Consider the following 18,595-nt stretch of genomic DNA (forward strand, 5'->3'; position numbering starts at 1 on the left):
ATTATTCTTCAACAAGCCGCCAAGTCTATCACAGTCGCACCCTTTCCGGGGCAACTGTGAGGCAGCCCTAATCAAACACCACAGTCTTGTTTTCGAAGGTAATCACCCGGTCTTCGATGTGGGAACGCAGACCGCGGGCCAGCACGTTCTTTTCCACGTCCTTGCCCAGGCGAACCATGTCCTCAATGGAGTCACTGTGGGTGATGCGGATGACGTCCTGCTCAATGATCGGGCCCTCGTCGAGGTCCTGGGTCACGTAGTGGCAGGTCGCGCCAATCAGCTTTACGCCCCGGCTGTAGGCCTGGTGGTAGGGGCGGGCACCGGCAAAAGATGGCAGGAAGCTGTGGTGAATGTTAATCACCTTGCCCGCGTACTTTTCACACAGTTCGCCCGGAAGGATCTGCATGTACCGGGCCAGCACCACCACATCCACTTCGTATTTGTGGAAGAGATCGTCGATATGGGCGAAGGCATCCGCCTTGTTTTCCTTGCTGACTGGCACGTGGTGGTAAGGAATCTCGTGCCATTCCACCATTCTGCGAAGGTCATCGTGATTGGAAATGACCGCCACAATCTCGGCATTGATCTCCCTGCTGTGCCACCGGTACAGCAAATCGGCTACGCAGTGGGATTCCTTGCTGCACATCAGGATGACTTTCTTCGGCTGCGCCGAATCGGCAATGTGCCAGTGCATGTTGAATTCACGGGCAATGGGCTCGAACGCGGCACGGAACTGATCCAGGCCAAACGGAATCGAGCTGGCCTTGATTTCGTGCCGCATGAAAAACCAGCCGGTATGGGTGTCCGAGTGGTGACTCGCCTCGGTAATCCAGCCATTATAGGTGGACAGAAAATTACTCACCTTGGCGACAATTCCCACCCGATCAGGGCAGGAAATCACAAGACGATAGGTATGCTCCATGAAAGCCTTTCCTTAACTGAAATCCGGGAAAGCAGGTGTGTCGGGGAATCACCACCGGCATTAACGGCAGGTTAACGGTACACACCCATGAAAATGACCGGCTATCATAGCCTATCTGAGCGCCAGAAACGAGGAATGGAGATATGGACAGGGGCCTCTACCAACACACAATCAAAAACCTCGCCAGAGCACGCTCAGGCCGCCTTTCGATTGCAACAGCCCTCGCTTTTCTTGTGGTTATCGGGCCGGCGTTCGGGCAGGCCATTCTTGAGGGCGAACGGTTTCACCCGGCCACCGCGAAACAGGGCATGGTAGCAACCAGCCACACCCTGGCCACCGAAGTAGCCCTGGACGTGCTCAGGGATGGAGGCAACGCCGTTGATGCCGCGGTCACGGCCGGATTTGCCCTGGCAGTAACCCAGCCCCGCTCCGGCAACATTGGCGGCGGCGGTTTCATGCTGATATCCAAAGGCGATGGCTCAGAGCCGGAGGCCATTGATTACCGCGAGAAAGCGCCCGCCGCCGCTACAGAGGCGATGTTTCAGGACGAATCCGGCAATGTGGTCCGTGATCGCAGCCGCTTCACCCACCTGGCCGCAGGTGTGCCCGGAACCGTGGCCGGCCTTGCGCTGGCGCTGGAGCGCTACGGCACCATCTCCCTGAAACAGGCACTGGCACCGGCCATCAGACTGGCCCGGGAAGGATTTATTGTCCCCCAGCGCTTTACCGAAGGCCTGGAACAAGCCCGCGAAAGACTTGAACGCTGGCCGGCCACTCTTGCCACCTTTTATAGAGCAGACGGCAGCGCCTGGCAGCCTGGCGAGCGGTTTCACCAGCCGGAACTGGCGGACACCCTGCAGCGGATTGCGGATCACGGTGTAAAAGGCTTTTACGAGGGCAAAACCGCCAGGCTGATCGCCGACGAAATGGCCCGGTACGGCGGCCTGATCACCCTTGAGGATCTGAAAGACTATCGCCCGGAGGTCCGCACTCCAGTTCACGGTACCTATCGCGGGTACGATATCTTTTCCATGTCGCCGCCCTCCTCCGGCGGCACTCACATTGTCCAGATCCTCAACATTCTGGAAGGCTTTCCGATGGCCGACTTCGGTCATAATTCGGCCGATGCGATTCATTACATGGCGGAGGCCATGAAACTCGCCTACGCTGACCGCTCGAAATACCTCGGCGATACCGACTACGTAGACGTGCCCCTGGAAGGCCTTACCAGCAAGGGCTATGCAGAAGAACTCCGAAAAACCATCAATCCAGAAAAAGCCCGCCCTGCCAGCGAGATCAAGCCCGATCAGCCGGCTGCCTGGGAAAGCCCGGAAACCACGCATTTCTCGGTGGTGGACAAATGGGGCAATGCGGTGTCCAACACCTACACCATCAATTTCAGCTACGGGTCCGGCATCACGGTGGAAGGCGCCGGCTTCCTGCTCAATAACGAAATGGACGACTTCAGTGCCAAGCCCGGCGTGCCAAATGCCTACGGCCTGATTGGCGGCGAAGCCAACAAGGTTGAGCCCGGCAAACGCATGCTGAGCTCCATGTCGCCCACCATCGTCAAGAAGAACGGCAGAAATGTGCTGGTAACCGGCAGCCCGGGAGGCTCGCGGATTATTACCACCACCTTGCAGGTGATCCTGAATGTGATTGACCATGGCATGAACATCCAGACGGCGGTAAGCGTGCCGCGCATGCACCATCAGTGGCTGCCGGATGAGATTCGCATTGAGCAGGGCATCAGCTCGGACACAATTCGCCTGCTGGAGGAGCGGGGGCACACCGTTGTCCGTGGTTCAGCAATGGGCGCCATCCAGAGTATTATGGTGGGTAAAGACGGTACTCTGTACGGTGGCGCGGATCCAAGGCGAAGCACATCGTCGGCCATGGGCTACTGATGACAGTAATTGACCAGGGTCACTGACCTGACCGGAGGCATTATGTATCTTTCTGTACAACTAAGCTGTTATCCCCTGAAGCAAGAGTATAAACAGCCGATACGGGACCTCATCGCCCGACTCGAGGAAACCGGGCTGGAAGTTTATCCGGGCCGCATGAGCACGGAAATTTTCGGCGACTATGATGAGGTTATGAAGGTTCTCTCGGATACCATGAAGTGGTCATTCGAGACTTACGGCAAATCCGTCTTCGTGGCGAAGATCATGGAGGGCGACCGGAGACCGAAATGACAGCACCGAACGGGACAGGCAATCCGCAACAGCCGGGGAACAATCCGCAACCGGCAATACCCAACCAGTACTCGTTCCTGTGGCTCAGTGCCGCCATTTTCCTGATGGTGCTCTGGCTGCAGGACGGTGGGCAGCCACAGCTTCGGGAACTGGCCTATTCCGACTTCAAAACCGCGGTGGTGAACGATCAGGTTTCAGAAGTCACACTCAAGGAAGAGGCGATTACCGGCCTGTTCACCGACAGTGGCGCGGCATCATTCAGTTCTGACACCCCGTCCCAGGCAAGCACGCCGGGGTTTCGCACCATACGCCCACCCATGGAAGATCCCTCACTACTGGGCCTTCTCGAAGAACAAGGGGTGACCATCAGGGCGATGCCCTCGGGTCTGCCCTGGTGGCAGGAGCTGATTCGTGGATTCCTGCCCTGGATACTGCTGCTGGCGCTGATGTTCTGGTTCTGGGGCGCAGCCCAGAAGCGTATGACCCAGGGAGGCGGCCCCTTTGATTTCAGCCGTTCAAAGGCGCGGAAGGCGCGCAGGGAAACCTCTACAGCCACACTCGATGATGTGGCCGGCATCGAGTCTGCCAAGCGGGAAATCGCGGAGATTATCGACTTCCTGAAATCCCCCGAAAAGTATCGGGCCCTGGGTGCCGTCATGCCCAAGGGTGTTCTGCTGGTTGGCCCGCCGGGCACCGGCAAGACCCTGCTGGCCAGGGCTATCGCCGGCGAAGCAGAAGTGCCCTTTTACAGCATCAGCGCCTCGGAATTTATTGAAATGTTCGTGGGTGTGGGTGCAGCCCGGGTGCGGGATATGTTCCAGGAAGCCCGGAAGGACGCGCCAGCTCTGATCTTCATCGACGAACTGGACGCCATCGGCCGCTCCCGGGGCGCCGGCCTGGGCGGTGGCCACGATGAGCGGGAACAGACCCTGAACCAGATCCTGACCGAGATGGATGGCTTCGAGGCCCACGAGAATGTCCTGGTACTGGCCGCCACCAACCGGCCCGATGTCCTGGACAGCGCGCTGCTCCGCCCGGGGCGGTTTGACCGCAAGGTCACCCTGGACCGGCCCCACAAGGACGCACGTACCGCGATCCTGCAGGTTCACGTTCGCAAGGTGCCACTGGCCATTGATGTCGACCTGGAGCAACTGGCCGCCCGGACCATCGGTTTCTCCGGCGCAGACCTGAAGAACCTGGTAAACGAGGCCGCGCTCACCGCAGCCCGGGAAAACCTCCATGAAGTGAGCGCCCGCTGTTTTGAGGTCGCCCGGGACCGGATTATCCTTGGCGAGGAGCGGGACGCCCGGCTGTCTCCCGAAGAGCGGAAAGCGGTGGCCTATCACGAATGTGGCCACGCCATCATGGCCTATTACATGCCCAACGCCGACCCACTCACCAAGCTCACTATCATTCCTCACGGCATGGCCATGGGTGTCACTGAACAGACCCCGAGGGAAGACCATTACACCTATACGGAAAGCTACCTGAAGGATCGAATCAAGGTAATGCTCGGAGGTCGCTGTGCGGAAAAACTGGTTTATGGCGAAGTCAGCACCGGCGCCCAGAACGACCTGAAGGAAGCCACGACACTGATTCGCCGCATGATTGGCCAGTGGGGGATGAGCGAGAAGATCGGCCCCCTCGGCCTGAGCATTGGAGAAGAGCATGTATTCCTTGGCCGGGAAATGGGGCTGCCAAGAGAGTTCAGTGAAAAAATGGCAGAAATGATCGATGCGGAAATCCAGGCACAGTTATTGGCGATGGAAAAAGCGACCCTGGATTTCCTGACGGATCACCGCGACCAGCTGGAAGCGCTGGCCAAAGCGGTGCTGAAAGCGGAAACCCTGTCTGCCGAAGACGTCGAGGAAATCCTCCGCAAGGAGGATGCTCGCAAAATTGCCTGACCGGCCGGGTCAGACCTGGCCCACAAGGTCATGACTGAACAGCGCCATGCAGAACCCCACCACGACTCCCAGTGGTGGGCCCCAGTGGTGCTCGAGCCTGGATCGCGGAGCGATATCCTGAGAAATCAGATGGAGAATATCCAGGAACATCAGAGCATCTGGCCTTTAAAAAACGAGGGGCTTTCATGGCGTGACCGTTACCGGAAGATTCAGGGCCACCAGCAGCTGCTCCGCGCCGGGCTCCTGAAGCAAGGTACATTCCCGGCTGAGCACCAACTGGGCGGCCTTCTCCTGACGCAAAACCTGGACAACGGTAACCGGATCGGTCGCAGGAAGCGACCGTACACGAAGGTCTGACTCCGGAATACCGAGGTCCTGCCTGATGGCCTGAAAGGCTTCCAGTGGCATCTCCGAACCCGAACCCAGTAACAGCGTCACAGGCTGATGGGAATGCCTGACTGCCTCTGCCGTTGCCCTGATAGCGCGGCGATTTGCATCCTCGTGGTCATTGAGAAAGACCACAACCCTGCCCTGTGGCAAGACCCGCCTTTCGCACCAGAACAATACCCTGCCCGGCGACCGGCGAAGAAGGCCTCTTGCCGTGGAGCCCAGCCGCGCCCCGGGTGCCGAGGACCAGCCAACCCGACCAAGAACCAGAAGATCCTGGGGCCCTGCCAGCGCGAGCACCTCCTCAACAACACTGCCACGGGCGATGCTCAGAGTATGCCGGCCACCGTAATGGGCCACGGCGCCAGCAAGAGCACAACGAGCCTGGCCAGCCAGCCTCTGCATGCGCTGCTCAAGCTTGGTCGGGTCAAAGGGCCGGCTAACGCCGGACGCCGAGCCGACCTCTCTGGCAAAATCATAACCCGCACTGCGCAGCAGGTTCAGTTCCTCAACAAACACACCCAGAACATCGGCACCGGTATTCGCAGCAATTTCTGCCGCTGCCCCCAGTGCGGCATAACTCATTCTGGAGCCATCCAGCAGTACCAACACACGTCCGGTTGCCGTGCCGGGGTTAGCCTGATCTGCAGGTGCGTCAGTCACTACCTTTGCCCCCACTGCTGTTCGCGTCTGCGTTGTCATCCCGCTTCTTACTGGCTTCAGCGAACCTCGCCAGCCGCTCGGCAACCCGCCGGTTGAAGCTGTTCTCGGGAAACTCCCCGCTACTGCCGGGTTCCCCGGCCTCCAGGCCGGTTAAAAGCTCAATGGCCTGATTGATGTCAGAGACTGGATAAATCCGGAACCGGTCTTCGGCAATCGCCTGGCGCACGTCCGCTCTGAGCATCAGATGCTCCACATTACTCGCCGGCAGCAAGACCCCTTGCCCCCCTATTTCACCTGCCTCCCGGCAAACGTCAAAAAAGCCCTCTATTTTTTCATTGACGCCACCCACCGCCTGAACCTCACCATGCTGATTCATGGACCCGGTCACGGCAAAGGACTGCTTCAGCGGAACCCGGGAAATTGCGGAAAGCAGCACGCAGGTTTCCGCCACCGAGGCGGAATCCCCCTCTACACCGCCGTAAGACTGCTCAAAAGCCAGACTTGCAGACAACGACAAATCACCCTCGCCCGCATATCGGCTCGCCAGAAACCGGGAAAGAATCATCACGGACTTGCTGTGGATCGGACCGCCGAGCTTGGCCTCTCTCTCTATATCCACAACCTGGCCTTTCCCCGGCCGGGCCGTTGCCGTAATCCTCGTGGGCTGCCCGAACATGGAAGCGCCAAGCCTGAGCACCGACAAACCGTTGACCCGGGCCACTTCCTCACCTTCCGTGGCTATCATCACAATGCCCCGGCTTATCTGCTCCCGGCTTCGCTCCCGAACCCGGCTGGCACGGTATTCACGCTCATCGATGGCCTGCTGGATGTGGCGGGCTTCAACGGTATCGGCACTGGACTGGCCAGCCCAGTGGTCTGCCTCACTCAGAATATCCCGAAGCACCCGATCATGGGCGGTCAGCTTACGCTGATCCGCCGCCAGCCGGCTGGCATGCTCAATCAGCCTCGCTACCGCGTCACGTTCCAGGGCCCGTATTTCGAGTGTTCTGGCCATGGTGGCGATCATTCGGGAATACAGCTCGTAGCAGTCGTCGTTCCGATCCAGATCATCCTCGAAATCCGCTTCCACCTTGAATAGGTCCAGAAAATCGGGGTCATAATGGGAAAGCAGGTAGTACAACATCCGATCCCCCAACAGCAGCACCTTGACCGAAACCGGAATCGGCTCTGGTTGCAGGCTGACGGTGCTGACAAGCCCATAGAGCCGCTCCAGCGACTCGATCCGGATTTCACCAGAGAAAAGGATTCGCTTAAGACTCTCCCATGCCATTGGCTGGGTCAGCACACGACGGGCGTCGATGATCAGATACCCACCGCTGGCCCGGTGCACGGAGCCGCCGCGAATAAGGGTGAAATCGGTGTAGAGATTACCCTGGTGGGCCCGGTGCTCAATCTGCCCGGCCAGATGCTGGTGATTGGGCAAGTCCTCATAAATGATCGGTGCCCCCAAAGTGTCCGCATTGTCCACCAGGAGGTTGACCCTGTAGCGCGCCAGCAAACCGGCCGGGGGACCGTTATCGCTGCCCTGAAAGGCTTCTGCATGCTCAACCACGTCTTCCCGCACTGCATCCAGGTAGTCAACAACGTCCGGCAGATGCGACCATTTCTCCCGCAGTTCGCCAATGGGGCCACCCAGGGTCAGTTGCACCATTTCCTCGTTCAGGGCATGCACGCGCTCCCGAACTTCCTTCCGCAACCTGGGAACCTGCTGGATGGTTTGCTGGAGTTTCTTTTGCAACTCCTCGACCTTGGATTCGATCAGCTGCTTCTCTTCATCAGAGAAGGTTTTGTATTCTTCAGGGTCAATCACTTCGCCCTTTCGCATAGGCGCAAAGGTAAAGCCAGCCGGTGTGGTGATCATCGCAATGTTATTGCGGTTTGCCTCCTCCTGGATTTCAAACAGGCCCTGATGCTGGCGTTTTGCCATTTCTTCCTGCAACTCCTGCAGCCGTGCCTGGTATTCCTCACTCTCAAAGGCCGCCGGGATGGCCGTGCGCAATTCCTCCGCCAGGTCATCCATGCCTTTCTTGAACTGCTGCCCCTCCCCGGCCGGCAACTGGATGGCTTTCGGACGGTCTGAAAACCCAAAGTTAAATACATGGCACCAGTCGGGGGGTACCGGCTGTCTCGCCGCATGTTGCGAGAGGAACCGCTCCACCAGTTCGTGCTTGCCTGCCCCAGAAGGCCCCAGGACAAACAGATTGAACCCACTGGCCTGCATACTTGCCCCGAACTCCAGCGCCCTCAGAACACGATCCTGCCCGCAGGGCTGCTCGAGGTCTTCAAGATCGTCCGTGGTGATGAAATCCAGCTTTTCCGTTGGGCAACCGTGGTAAACCTGTTCTTCGGATAGCGGGGCGGGTAATGGCATTACATCCTCCTGATGGATTCGACGGTATAGCGAAGTACCTTAGAGGCGAATCCAGATAGCCAACCCGGGGCAGGGACTGCAGGCGGGGCAGCAATGCCTCTCAAAGGCAAACGATGAGAGGGTCCCAGAAGTACAGCCCGACGTATGCGGTCATGAAGTTGCGCAGGTTGTGCGTACGCAATGGCGGCTTTTCGTATGTTGGCAGACATAGCCGATTACCTGCTTATCAGAACGGTCCGGAACGAGCACACTCTGTCGATGGAAGAAATTGACACCCCCTCGTGAGGAAACTATAGGTTATTTGAGACAATTCGGAAGCGAAATTGCAAGGGATCTCCATCGCGGGCGATATACTCGTTCTCCAGGGCCGCGAGGTTGGGTTCTGGCATTGACTTGATGACGGCCGCATCCGGTGAGACCTTTGCCCGGGCCGCTCAGGCGCTGGGTTGAAAAAGCCTGGTCCATTAGAGCCCAATTGAATCTGCTGCCAACTATCGTGACAGAGGGGGGAGACTGTTTAAACCATCGATATTTTAAGTTTTGCCATTTTAAAATGGCATTGGTCCATCATCATCTTCCATATATGACAGCTCGCTCATCAAACCGAGAAAAACCCCAAGCGATTCGCTCAGGTTTTTTACTATCTCACTGTACATGAGCTTTTCTTCAGCCGTCTTGGCTTTACCCATAACTTTCAGAGCGGCAGACATCTCCTTGGAAATGCCTTCCATCAATTTATCGGGTTCCATAGCTGATATACCTCATTTTATATTTCGCTGGGTTTTTTGCCATTCTAAGAACCAAAGCAATTTCATGCAAACCTATACCGCTAACTGCACGTTCATTCCACGACGTAGTGGGCTTACTTTACTTCACGTCACGAAGAGGCCTGAGTAATCCTGGGGAGACCTTGTATTGTGCCTTACCGTCCTCTGCCAGCACGATCACACTTTTGCGATTGATCTTGGTCACGATCCCCGCCCTCCCCCCTCTGTCAAGGTAGTTGGAAGCGTTGGCAGCTATGTTCAGGATCTCCGGTAGCCGGCAGGAGGGCGGCGGCATCCGGATTCCGCCGCAACCCAGATTATTGCATGTCGTTAAACGCAGCATCGGTTCGTGCCGCCAGGATGAAGTCATTTTTGTGCAGGCCGCCAATTTCGTGGCTCCACCAGCTTACCGCGACTTTTCCGTATTCCAGAACAATCACAGGGTGATGATTCTCGGCTTCGGCGAGATCGCCGATCTTGTTGGTAAATTCCAGGGCCTTAACAAAGTTTTTGAGTTTGTAAACCTTGTAAAGCTGTTCTTCGCCGTCAATGTTCAGAATCTCCCAGTCTGGCACGCTCTTGTGCAACTGCTGCTTTTCTTCCTCAGTCGCCTTGGGCACGTTGGGGCTGCAGGCTTCGCAGCTGTGTTCTTTCAGGTCACTCATCTCAACCTCCATGGCTGATGGCTGTACTACAAGCGTGGGCCTGGCCGTTCGTTTTATCAACCCTCCCCTTGAAATCCTGCCATTCTCAATATACTGTATATTTAAACAGTATATTGAGAACTTTCATCATGAGCGAGCTTCTGAACACGCTGATGCAGGATGCCCGTGTCTGGCAGGGGCACCGTCACATCCAGACCACACAACCTGCAGAACCAACCGGATATCAGGTTCTGGATAACCAGCTTGGCGGCCTGGGCTGGCCCCGGGGTGCCCTGAGTGAATGCCTTCTGGATGCACCGGGTATTGGTGAGCTGCACTTGTTGCTGCCACTCATGCAGCGGCTGTGCAGGGAGGGTAAAACCGTGTTCTGGCTGAACCCGCCGCACACGCCTTATGCGCCCGCTCTGGCCCGGGAAGGCGTGAAGCTGGATCAGGTGGTGTTGATCCATACCGAGGATGAGGGCGACTTTCTGTGGACACTGGAAAACTGCCTTCGCTCAGCGGTAACGGGTCTGGTGATGGCCTGGCCGGGAAAACTCGCTTCCCGGGAAGTCCGGCGCCTGCAACTGGCGGCCGAAGCCGGTAGCAATGTGTGCGTGCTGTTCCGGGAGCGGCGTTACGCCGGGCAGAATTCTCCAGCTGTCCTGCGCCTGGAACTGGAGCCGGGCGAGCAGCAGGATCTCAAGGTGAATGTTGTCAAACGCCGTGGAAGCTGGCCCAGGCAGCGCTGTTCACTGGCCATGGCCCAGCGGGCTGATCTCTCGTTCCGTGAAACCACCCGGGTTGTCCAGAGCCCCTGGTCGGGTTCAACCGGGTAATCCTTCTCCATGCTGTGGCTGTATCTGCATTTCCCGCACCTGCTGCTGGACCATATTCGCCACTCCCGTGAAAACCAGGGCGCGCTGGTGATTGTGGAAGGCTCTGGCCAGAAGGTGATCCAGGCCTGCCCCGAAGCCAGGAGCCAGGGTATTCGTAGCGGTATGCGTCTGAAAACCGCCATCAGTCTGGTGCCGGGTCTGGGCATGGTGCGCGCTGATGAGACTCAGGAAGCCAGGATTCTGGAAGACCAGGCCCGCTGGCTGTATCACTATGCCGCCCACATTGTGCTGATGCCGCCGGATGGCATTCTGGCTGAAGTTGGCAGCCTGAAGAAACTGTACGGCGGGTTGCCTGCTGCCTGGCTAACGGTGGAACAGGGGCTGAATGAGCGCCACCTGAATGCCTGGATCGGGGTTGGCTACACACCCCTGGCGGCCCGTCTGATTGCCCGCGCTGGTAAGGGGGAATGCACAACTGACAAGGGCCATATTCAGCGAACCCTGAGCCAGATACCCCTGCTTGCCGCGGAATTCGATGAGAAAGCCTGTATGCGCCTGCAACGCCTGGGGCTGAACACGCTGGGGGAGGTTTTTGATCTGCCGTCCAACGAGCTGGCACGCCGCCTGTCTCCGGAACTTCTGGCTTATACCCAGAAAATCCAGGGCACCCGGCCGGATCCCCGGGCACCCTGGCAACCGCCCCACTCGTTCCGGCAACAGGCGGATTTCGGACAGGAGATTGAGCACACACAGGGGCTGCTGTTTCCGCTCCAGCGCATACTCACGGAACTGGAGAAAGACCTTTGCTGGCGCCAGCAGGATACCGACAGCCTGCGGCTGGTTCTGAGGCACCGGCATGCGGAACCAACCCGGTTGCAGATCCGCACGTCCGGGCCGGAGCACCGGGCCGATAATTTCCTCAACCTGATTCGCCTGCGGTTGGAGCAGCATTCCCTGAGCGCGCCAGTTATCTCAATGGTTCTGCTGGTGAAGCGCTTCCTGTCCCGGGAAGCGCCCGCCGGGCAGGATCTGCTGGGCGAAACCCAGGATCTGAATGAAGCCTGGCATACCCTGATCAGCCGCTTGCGGGCGCGTCTGGGCGATCAGGCCCTCAGGCAACTGTCACCCCAGGCCGACCATCGCCCCGAACGGGCCTGGTCGGCCTCGGAAGTTCTGCGTAAAACCGGAACGCCGTTAACACCGGCTGAAGAGCTGCCAAGGCGCCCTTTCTGGCTGTTGAAAGACCCGCAACCGCTGACCGAGGCGCCAGCCGCCTGGTTTGCCGGCCCGGAGCGGATTAGCGCTGGCTGGTGGGATGGTCAGCGGGTGCACCGGGATTACTACGTTGCCCAATTAAACAGCGGCCAACTGGCCTGGGTCTTCCGGGATGCCCGCGGAGGCTGGTTTGTGCATGGCTGGTTCGGCTGATGCCTGAACATCATCAGTACGCAGAGCTGTTCTGCTTCAGCAATTTCACCTTTCTGACCGGTGCCTCTCACCCACACGAACTGGCCGAACAGGCGCACGAGCTTGGCTACAAGGCTCTGGCCATCACCGATGCCTGCTCCGTTGCCGGCATTCCGCGGGCCTGGGCGACGCTGGCAGACAGCCCGGTAAAACTCATTACCGGCAGTTGGTTTGAGCTGTCGAATGCGCCAGCCGGCGCAACCATGCCCCGTTTTATTCTTCTGGCTCGTACACGCAAAGGCTATGGCCAGCTTTGCCAGTTGATCACCACCGGCCGTCGCCGGGCCGAGAAAGGCCAGTATCAGCTGTTTTACCGGGACATTGAAACCCACACCCTGGATGACTGCCTGTGCCTGTGGCTGCCCCCCTCACCCACCGAGGCGGATTCCGATCAGGCCCTGGCCTGCGGCGAGTGGCTGGCCCGCCTGTTTGACCCCCGGATCTGGATTGCCGCGGCCCGCACCCTGGAATCCGGCGAGGAGCAGCGGCTTGCCCGGATACACTGGCTGGCCGACCAGCTGCGCATTCCTGTTGCTGCCGTGGGTGAGGTGCACATGCACAGCCGGGAGCGCCAACCTCTGCAGGATGTGCTAACAGCCCTGCGCAATCACACCAACCTGGAGAATGCCGGCCACTGCCTGTTCCAGAATGGCGAGCGGTACCTGCGCCCCCTGCCCGTTCTGCAACGGCTGTTTCCGGAAGCCTGGCTGCACGAAACGCTTGCCATTGCCAGCCAGTGCACCTTTGAGCCCGGCAGCCTGCGTTATGAATACCCGCCAGATCTGGTGCCGGAAGGCGAATCCCCTGCTGGTTACCTGAAGCGCCTGACCCGTGAAGGCGAGCGAAAGCGCTATCCCGGGGGTGCACCGCTTCAGGTTCAAAACCTGATCCGCAAGGAGCTGGGCCTGATCTCGGAGATGAAGTATGAGCATTACTTCCTCACCATCCACGACATCGTGGTCTTTGCCCGCAGCCAGGGCATCCTGTGCCAAGGTCGGGGTTCCGCCGCCAATTCCGCGGTCTGTTACTGCCTGGGCATCACCGAGGTAAACCCGGCCCGGGTGGAGCTTCTGTTCGAGCGTTTTATTTCCAAAGACCGCGACGAGCCACCCGATATCGATGTGGATTTCGAGCACGAACGGCGGGAAGAGGTTATCCAGTATATTTACCAGCGCTATTCCCGTGAGCGGGCCGCCCTGGCCGCTACCGTTATCCGTTACCGGCCCAAGAGCGCCATTCGCGATGTCGGCAAGGCCCTGGGGTTTGATCCAGCCCTGGTGGAGCAGCTGCTGGAGGGCATCGACTGGCGGGATAAGGCCACCAACTGGCGCCAGCAGATTCTGGACAAGAAAATCACCCGCAACCCGCAAGTGGCGGATCAGTTCTTTACCCTGGTCAACACTCTGCTCGGCTTTCCCCGCCACCTCTCCCAGCATGTTGGTGGTTTTGTGATCAGCGCCGGGCCACTGGCTGAACTGGTGCCGGTGGAAAACGCCGCCATGGCCGGCCGCACCGTGATCCAGTGGGACAAGGACGATCTCGAGAGCCTGGGCCTGATGAAAGTGGATGTGCTGGCCCTCGGCATGCTCTCCGCCATTCGCAAGGCGCTGGAGTTGATCAGCGAAGAAAAGGGCCGGCCCTTCCGGATACAGGACATCCCCCAGGAAGACCGGGCTACCTATGCCATGCTCCAGACTGGCGACAGCATCGGGGTATTCCAGGTGGAGTCCCGGGCCCAGATCAACATGCTGCCCCGCCTGAAACCGGAAACCTGGTACGACCTGGTGATCGAAGTGGCCATCGTGCGGCCGGGGCCCATCCAGGGTGACATGGTACACCCCTACCTGCGCCGCAAGCACGGCCTGGAGCCGGTGGATTACCCGAACGATGCCGTGCGCAAGGTACTGGAACGCACGCTCGGTGTGCCCATCTTCCAGGAACAGGTAATTAAGCTGGCCATGGTGGCGGCCGGCTTCTCCGCCGGCGAAGCCGACCAACTGCGCCGGGCCATGGCTGCCTGGAAGTCCCATGGCGACCTGACCCCGTTCCGGGAAAAACTGGTCACCGGCATGCTTGAGCGCGGGCACGATGCCGACTTCGCCGAGCGGCTGTACCAGCAAATCTGCGGCTTCGGCGGTTACGGCTTCCCCGAATCCCACGCCGCCAGCTTTGCCCTGCTGGTGTACGTCTCCGCCTGGATCAAACGCCATTACCCGGCAGCTTTCTACTGCGCCCTGCTCAACAGCCAGCCCATGGGATTCTACTCCCCCTCTCAACTGGCTCAGGACGCCCGGCGTCACAACGTCACAGTGCTGCCGCCGGATGTTAATGTGAGTCAGTGGGACCACACCCTGGAAGGAAACGAACGCCACCTGCGCCTGGGCCTGAGAATCATCCGGGGCCTGCCCGTTAATGGCGCCGAGCGCATCCATCAGAACCGGCCAGCAGACGGCTACCGCTCTGCCGGCGAACTTCGCCGCCTGGCCACCCTGAACCAGCGGGATATGGAACTGCTCGCCGGTGCCAACGCCATGCCGGCATTCACCGCCAACCGCCACCAGGCCTACTGGCAACTACTCGACCACGAACAGCCCGCCGAACTGTTCTCTGAAGAAACGGTTGTCGACGACCAACCGGAATATTGTCACCAGCTACCGGAACCCACCGAAGGCCAGAACATATTGGCCGACTATTCCAGCCAGGGCCTGACCCTCCAGCGCCACCCTCTGGCCCTGCTCCGGGAACAGGGCCATCTTCGGTTCTGCCTCAGTGCCGAACAACTGAAAACCACCAAAGCGGGCATCCCCGTCCAGGTCGCCGGCCTCGTCACCGGCCGCCAACGCCCCGGCTCCGCCTCAGGCGTTACCTTCGTCACCCTGGAAGACGAAACCGGGAATGTGAATGTGGTGGTGTGGCTGGAAACGGCACGGCGGCAACGTAAACCGCTATTAACCGCCCGGTTGTTGCATGTGAAGGGAGTGCTGGAGCGACAGGGGGATATTGTTCATGTGATGGCGGGGCGGCTTTCGGACCTTAGCCACCTGATTCGGTCGCTGCCGGTTCATTCCAGGAACTTTCATTAAGTCCTCAACTTGCAGATTAAGTCTGTCGGAGTACGGCTTTGCCTAATCCGATTTACAGGCTTTTTTGATGCGATAACTCCGAAGATCATGGGGCGGGTGTGGAACGAGAAAACCCCGTGAGGCCAAAGCCCAACGGGGTTTTCTCAAAGCAGCGCAGAGAGATCAGCTCAGGAGCTTGATCATCACACCAGCAGCAACCGCAGAGCCGATAACACCAGCCACGTTTGGGCCCATTGCGTGCATCAGCAGGAAGTTCTGCGGGTTGGCTTCCAGGCCAACCTTATTGGACACCCGCGCTGCCATCGGCACCGCAGACACACCGGCTGAACCAATCAACGGGTTGATCTTCTCCTTGCTGAACTTGTTCATCAGCTTCGCCATCAGAACACCACTCGCGGTACCGACACCGAATGCGCCGATACCCAGTGCCAGAATGCCCAGAGTCTGGGCATCCAGGAACTTGTCCGCCATCAGCTTGGAACCAACAGACAGCCCGAGAAAAATAGTCACAATGTTAATCAGTGAGTTCTGGGCGGTGTCACTCAGACGCTCCACCACGCCACATTCACGCATCAGGTTACCGAAACAGAACATACCTAACAGCGGCGCCGCATCCGGCAGGAACAGAACCACAGCGATCAATACCACCAGAGGGAAGATAATCTTTTCCTTCTTGCTCACCGGGCGCAACTGGGACATCTTGATCTTGCGCTCTTCCAGAGACGTCAGCGCCTTCATGATCGGCGGCTGAATCATCGGAACCATCGCCATATAGGCGTAGGCAGAGACTGCAATAGCACCCAACAGATGTGGTGCCAAAACAGTGGACACATAAATCGAAGTCGGACCATCGGCACCACCGATGATACCAACGGCTGCCGCTTCCAGAATGGTGAAATCCAGGATACCGGCCCAGTCCAGCAAGGCCGCACCCAGCACCGTACCAAAGATACCGAACTGGGCAGCGGCGCCTAGCAGCATGGTTTTGGGGTTCGCCAGTAACGGACCGAAGTCTGTCATCGCGCCTACGCCCATGAAAATGATCAGCGGACCCACGGTACTGCCGATAACAACCAGATAGAAGTTGTACAGCATGCCATTGCTATAGCCGAAGTCCTGGGCAAGGGAGTTCGCCATGGCCATTTCAGAGTAGCTGGCCTCCTTGACAGCAACCTTGAAGGCTTCTTTCAACTCAGGCGTTATGGCCTGCCCCGCCTGATAGACCACATCCAGCGGCGCGGCCAGCGCAGCCAGAACCTGCGTCGCCTCGTCCTTCAGGGCGAAGTGGATTGCGTTCTCCGCCGCAGTCAGGGCAAGCCCCGCCTCCGGAATATTCGCCAGGATGCCACCAAACCCGATGGGCACAAGAAGCAACGGCTCAAATTTCTTGTTGATCGCAAGATAGAGAAGCAACAGGCCAATGGCGATCATGATCACCTGGCCCGGCTCAATGTTGAACAGGCCACTACCTGTCCACAGTGTTATTAATTTTTCCATGGAATGCTGGCCCTTATGCGATTGTCAGCATTTCATCATCAGGAGAGACGGCATCACCGACCTTGATGAAGATTTCACCAATAGTACCGGCCTTGGGTGCGCGGATCTCGGTTTCCATTTTCATGGCCTCGAGAATGATCAGCACATCGCCCTCCTCCACGGCGTCACCCGGAGAAACCAGAACCTTGAAGATGTTGCCGCCCAGAGGCGCAACCACCGGCTCACCTTCACCGGCAGCGGGTGCCGGTGCGGAGGTAGCCGCCGGTGCAGCAGCCGCACTACCTTCACCCTGAATCTGGGTGATCTCACCACCCTCGGAAACGGCAACCACGAACTTCTTGCCATTCACCTCCACAGTGTAAGTCTCGGGGCCGTCAGCCTTCTTGGCGGGAGCGGCACTTTCTGCGGTCGGAACCGGCTCGAAGGCATCCGGGTTGTCACGGTTTTCAAGGAACTTCAAACCGATCTGCGGGAACAGCGCGTAGGTCAGAACGTCGTCTACGGTGTTTTCCGCCAGCCTGACGCCCTTTTCCTCCGCCAGCTTCTTGAGCTCATCGGTCAGCTTATCCATTTCCGGCTCAATCAGATCCGCCGGACGACAGGTAACAGACTCTTTTCCATCCAGAACGCGCTCCTGAAGCTCCTTGTTGAACGGAGCCGGTGCCGCACCGTACTCGCCTTTGAGGATTGCGGAGGTTTCTTTGGAGATGGACTTATAACGCTCGCCTGTCAGAACATTCAATACCGCCTGGGTACCCACGATCTGGGACGTGGGAGTTACCAGCGGGATGTAACCCAGGTCCTCGCGGACCTTGGGAATTTCAGCCAGAACCTCGTCAAATTTATCGCTCGCGTTCTGCTCTCTCAACTGGTTTTCCATGTTGGTCAACATGCCACCCGGCACCTGGGCGATCAGAATGCGGGAATCGGTACCCCGGAGGCTGCCTTCAAACTTGGCATACTTCTTACGGACTTCACGGAAGTAACTGGCAATCTCTTCCAGCAGGTTCAGGTCCAGGCCTGTGTCGCGATCAGTACCTTCAAGAATCGCAACCACTGCTTCAGTCGGCGAATGGCCATAAGTCATGCTCATCGAAGAGATCGCCGTATCCACGTTATCAATACCGGCCTCTGCGGCCTTGATGGCGGTGGCGGTAGACATGCCGGTGGTTGCGTGGCACTGCATGTGAATTGGGATGTCCAGTTCTTTCTTCAGGCGGCTGACCAGATCAAAAGCCACGTACGGCTTGAGAATACCGGCCATGTCCTTGATGGCGATGGAATCCGCGCCCATGGAGGCGATTTCCTTCGCCAGCTCTACCCACATTTCGATGGTGTGCACCGGGCTGGTGGTGTAGGAGATGGTGCCCTGGGCGTGTTTGCCGGTCTTGCGAACGGCCTTGATGGCGGTATCCAGATTGCGAGGGTCATTCATCGCATCAAAGATACGGAATACGTCTACGCCGTTCTCGGCGGCCCGCTCAACAAATCGCTCGACCACGTCGTCTGCATAGTGACGATAACCCAAAAGATTTTGACCACGCAGGAGCATTTGCTGCGGTGTATTGGGCATGGCTTTTTTCAGCTCGCGAATGCGCTCCCAGGGATCTTCGCCCAGGTAGCGGATACAGGAATCAAAGGTGGCTCCGCCCCAGGATTCCAGAGACCAGAAACCGACCTTGTCGAGTTTCTCGGCAATAGGCAGCATGTCATCCAGCCGCATACGGGTGGCAAGCAGGGACTGGTGGGCGTCACGCAGGATAACGTCCGTAATCCCCAACGGTTTCTTTGTGTCAGTCATCGTGTCAGCCTTCTGTTTAAAGGTTCTA

At 58.5% G+C, this 18,595-nt stretch carries 13 protein-coding genes; 6 read left to right on the forward strand and 7 right to left on the reverse strand.

Features of this window, described 5'->3' with window-relative positions; all coding sequences use genetic code 11:
- Positions 1–67: 67 nt before the first annotated feature.
- Complete coding sequence (gene purU / locus QPL96_RS10815; protein WP_303287389.1) at positions 68–922, reverse strand: formyltetrahydrofolate deformylase; 855 nt, start codon at positions 920–922, stop codon at positions 68–70.
- Between the two features lie 143 nt (positions 923–1,065).
- On the opposite strand from purU, the gene ggt reads away from it, so the two are divergent.
- From ggt to ftsH, 3 genes are read left to right on the forward strand one after another with little or no spacing between them, the layout of a single operon-like run.
- Entirely contained in the window at positions 1,066–2,829 is a 1,764-nt protein-coding gene (gene ggt / locus QPL96_RS10820; protein WP_303287390.1) for a gamma-glutamyltransferase, read from the forward strand.
- Positions 2,830–2,871: 42 nt separating this feature from the next.
- Positions 2,872–3,120 (forward strand): thiamine-binding protein, encoded by a 249-nt coding sequence (locus tag QPL96_RS10825; RefSeq protein ID WP_303287391.1) that lies wholly within the window; start codon positions 2,872–2,874, stop codon positions 3,118–3,120.
- Positions 3,117–5,027, forward strand: a complete 1,911-nt coding sequence (ftsH, locus tag QPL96_RS10830) for an ATP-dependent zinc metalloprotease FtsH (protein WP_303287392.1) — start codon at positions 3,117–3,119, stop codon at positions 5,025–5,027. The genes QPL96_RS10825 and ftsH overlap by 4 nt, the downstream gene beginning before the upstream one ends.
- Positions 5,028–5,210: 183 nt before the next feature.
- Here the strand turns inward: ftsH and QPL96_RS10835 are convergent, their stop codons facing one another.
- The 4 genes from QPL96_RS10835 to QPL96_RS10850 form a co-directional block, all read right to left on the reverse strand.
- Positions 5,211–6,077, reverse strand: coding sequence for a universal stress protein (locus QPL96_RS10835; protein ID WP_303287393.1), 867 nt, complete (start codon positions 6,075–6,077; stop codon positions 5,211–5,213).
- Positions 6,070–8,469, reverse strand: a complete 2,400-nt coding sequence (locus QPL96_RS10840) for a Lon protease family protein (RefSeq protein ID WP_303287394.1) — start codon at positions 8,467–8,469, stop codon at positions 6,070–6,072. The genes QPL96_RS10835 and QPL96_RS10840 overlap by 8 nt, the downstream gene beginning before the upstream one ends.
- Before the next feature lie 548 nt (positions 8,470–9,017).
- Positions 9,018–9,218 carry a hypothetical protein gene (locus QPL96_RS10845; RefSeq protein ID WP_303287395.1) on the reverse strand — a complete coding sequence of 67 codons (201 nt, stop codon included), beginning with the start codon at positions 9,216–9,218 and terminating at the stop codon, positions 9,018–9,020.
- A gap of 335 nt (positions 9,219–9,553) precedes the next feature.
- Positions 9,554–9,901, reverse strand: a complete 348-nt coding sequence (locus QPL96_RS10850; RefSeq protein ID WP_303287396.1) for a 4a-hydroxytetrahydrobiopterin dehydratase — start codon at positions 9,899–9,901, stop codon at positions 9,554–9,556.
- 128 nt (positions 9,902–10,029) lie between these two features.
- Between QPL96_RS10850 and imuA the strand changes: the two genes are divergently transcribed.
- The 3 genes from imuA to QPL96_RS10865 are packed head-to-tail and all read left to right on the forward strand — an operon-like array spanning position 10,030 to position 15,269.
- A complete protein-coding gene (gene imuA, locus QPL96_RS10855; protein ID WP_303287397.1) occupies positions 10,030–10,719 on the forward strand; it encodes a translesion DNA synthesis-associated protein ImuA in 690 nt (229 codons plus the stop codon).
- Between the two features lie 9 nt (positions 10,720–10,728).
- A complete protein-coding gene (locus QPL96_RS10860; protein WP_303287398.1) occupies positions 10,729–12,147 on the forward strand; it encodes a DNA polymerase Y family protein in 1,419 nt (472 codons plus the stop codon).
- Entirely contained in the window at positions 12,147–15,269 is a 3,123-nt protein-coding gene (locus QPL96_RS10865; RefSeq protein ID WP_303287399.1) for an error-prone DNA polymerase, read from the forward strand. The genes QPL96_RS10860 and QPL96_RS10865 overlap by 1 nt, the downstream gene beginning before the upstream one ends.
- Before the next feature lie 162 nt (positions 15,270–15,431).
- On the opposite strand, the gene QPL96_RS10870 is transcribed toward QPL96_RS10865, so the two are convergent.
- Both QPL96_RS10870 and oadA read right to left on the reverse strand, forming a co-directional pair.
- Positions 15,432–16,766, reverse strand: coding sequence for a sodium ion-translocating decarboxylase subunit beta (locus QPL96_RS10870; RefSeq protein ID WP_303287400.1), 1,335 nt, complete (start codon positions 16,764–16,766; stop codon positions 15,432–15,434).
- Between the two features lie 13 nt (positions 16,767–16,779).
- Entirely contained in the window at positions 16,780–18,567 is a 1,788-nt protein-coding gene (gene oadA / locus QPL96_RS10875; protein ID WP_303287401.1) for a sodium-extruding oxaloacetate decarboxylase subunit alpha, read from the reverse strand.
- Positions 18,568–18,595 lie beyond the last annotated feature (28 nt).

The sequence above is a fragment of the Marinobacter sp. SS8-8 genome (genome assembly GCF_030540945.1).
GTDB lineage: Bacteria > Pseudomonadota > Gammaproteobacteria > Pseudomonadales > Oleiphilaceae > Marinobacter.

Bases quoted from the DNA above. Each gene is read 5' to 3' on its own strand.
- QPL96_RS10870 (WP_303287400.1), bottom strand. From the start codon at position 16,766: ATGGAAAAATTAATAACACTGTGGACAGGTAGTGGCCTGTTCAACATT.
- QPL96_RS10845 (WP_303287395.1), bottom strand. From the start codon at position 9,218: ATGGAACCCGATAAATTGATGGAAGGCATTTCCAAGGAGATGTCTGCC.
- QPL96_RS10825 (WP_303287391.1), top strand. From the start codon at position 2,872: ATGTATCTTTCTGTACAACTAAGCTGTTATCCCCTGAAGCAAGAGTAT.
- QPL96_RS10865 (WP_303287399.1), top strand. From the start codon at position 12,147: ATGCCTGAACATCATCAGTACGCAGAGCTGTTCTGCTTCAGCAATTTC.
- imuA (WP_303287397.1), top strand. From the start codon at position 10,030: ATGAGCGAGCTTCTGAACACGCTGATGCAGGATGCCCGTGTCTGGCAG.
- QPL96_RS10840 (WP_303287394.1), bottom strand. From the start codon at position 8,469: ATGCCATTACCCGCCCCGCTATCCGAAGAACAGGTTTACCACGGTTGC.
- oadA (WP_303287401.1), bottom strand. From the start codon at position 18,567: ATGACTGACACAAAGAAACCGTTGGGGATTACGGACGTTATCCTGCGT.
- ggt (WP_303287390.1), top strand. From the start codon at position 1,066: ATGGACAGGGGCCTCTACCAACACACAATCAAAAACCTCGCCAGAGCA.
- purU (WP_303287389.1), bottom strand. From the start codon at position 922: ATGGAGCATACCTATCGTCTTGTGATTTCCTGCCCTGATCGGGTGGGA.
- ftsH (WP_303287392.1), top strand. From the start codon at position 3,117: ATGACAGCACCGAACGGGACAGGCAATCCGCAACAGCCGGGGAACAAT.
- QPL96_RS10860 (WP_303287398.1), top strand. From the start codon at position 10,729: ATGCTGTGGCTGTATCTGCATTTCCCGCACCTGCTGCTGGACCATATT.
- QPL96_RS10850 (WP_303287396.1), bottom strand. From the start codon at position 9,901: ATGAGTGACCTGAAAGAACACAGCTGCGAAGCCTGCAGCCCCAACGTG.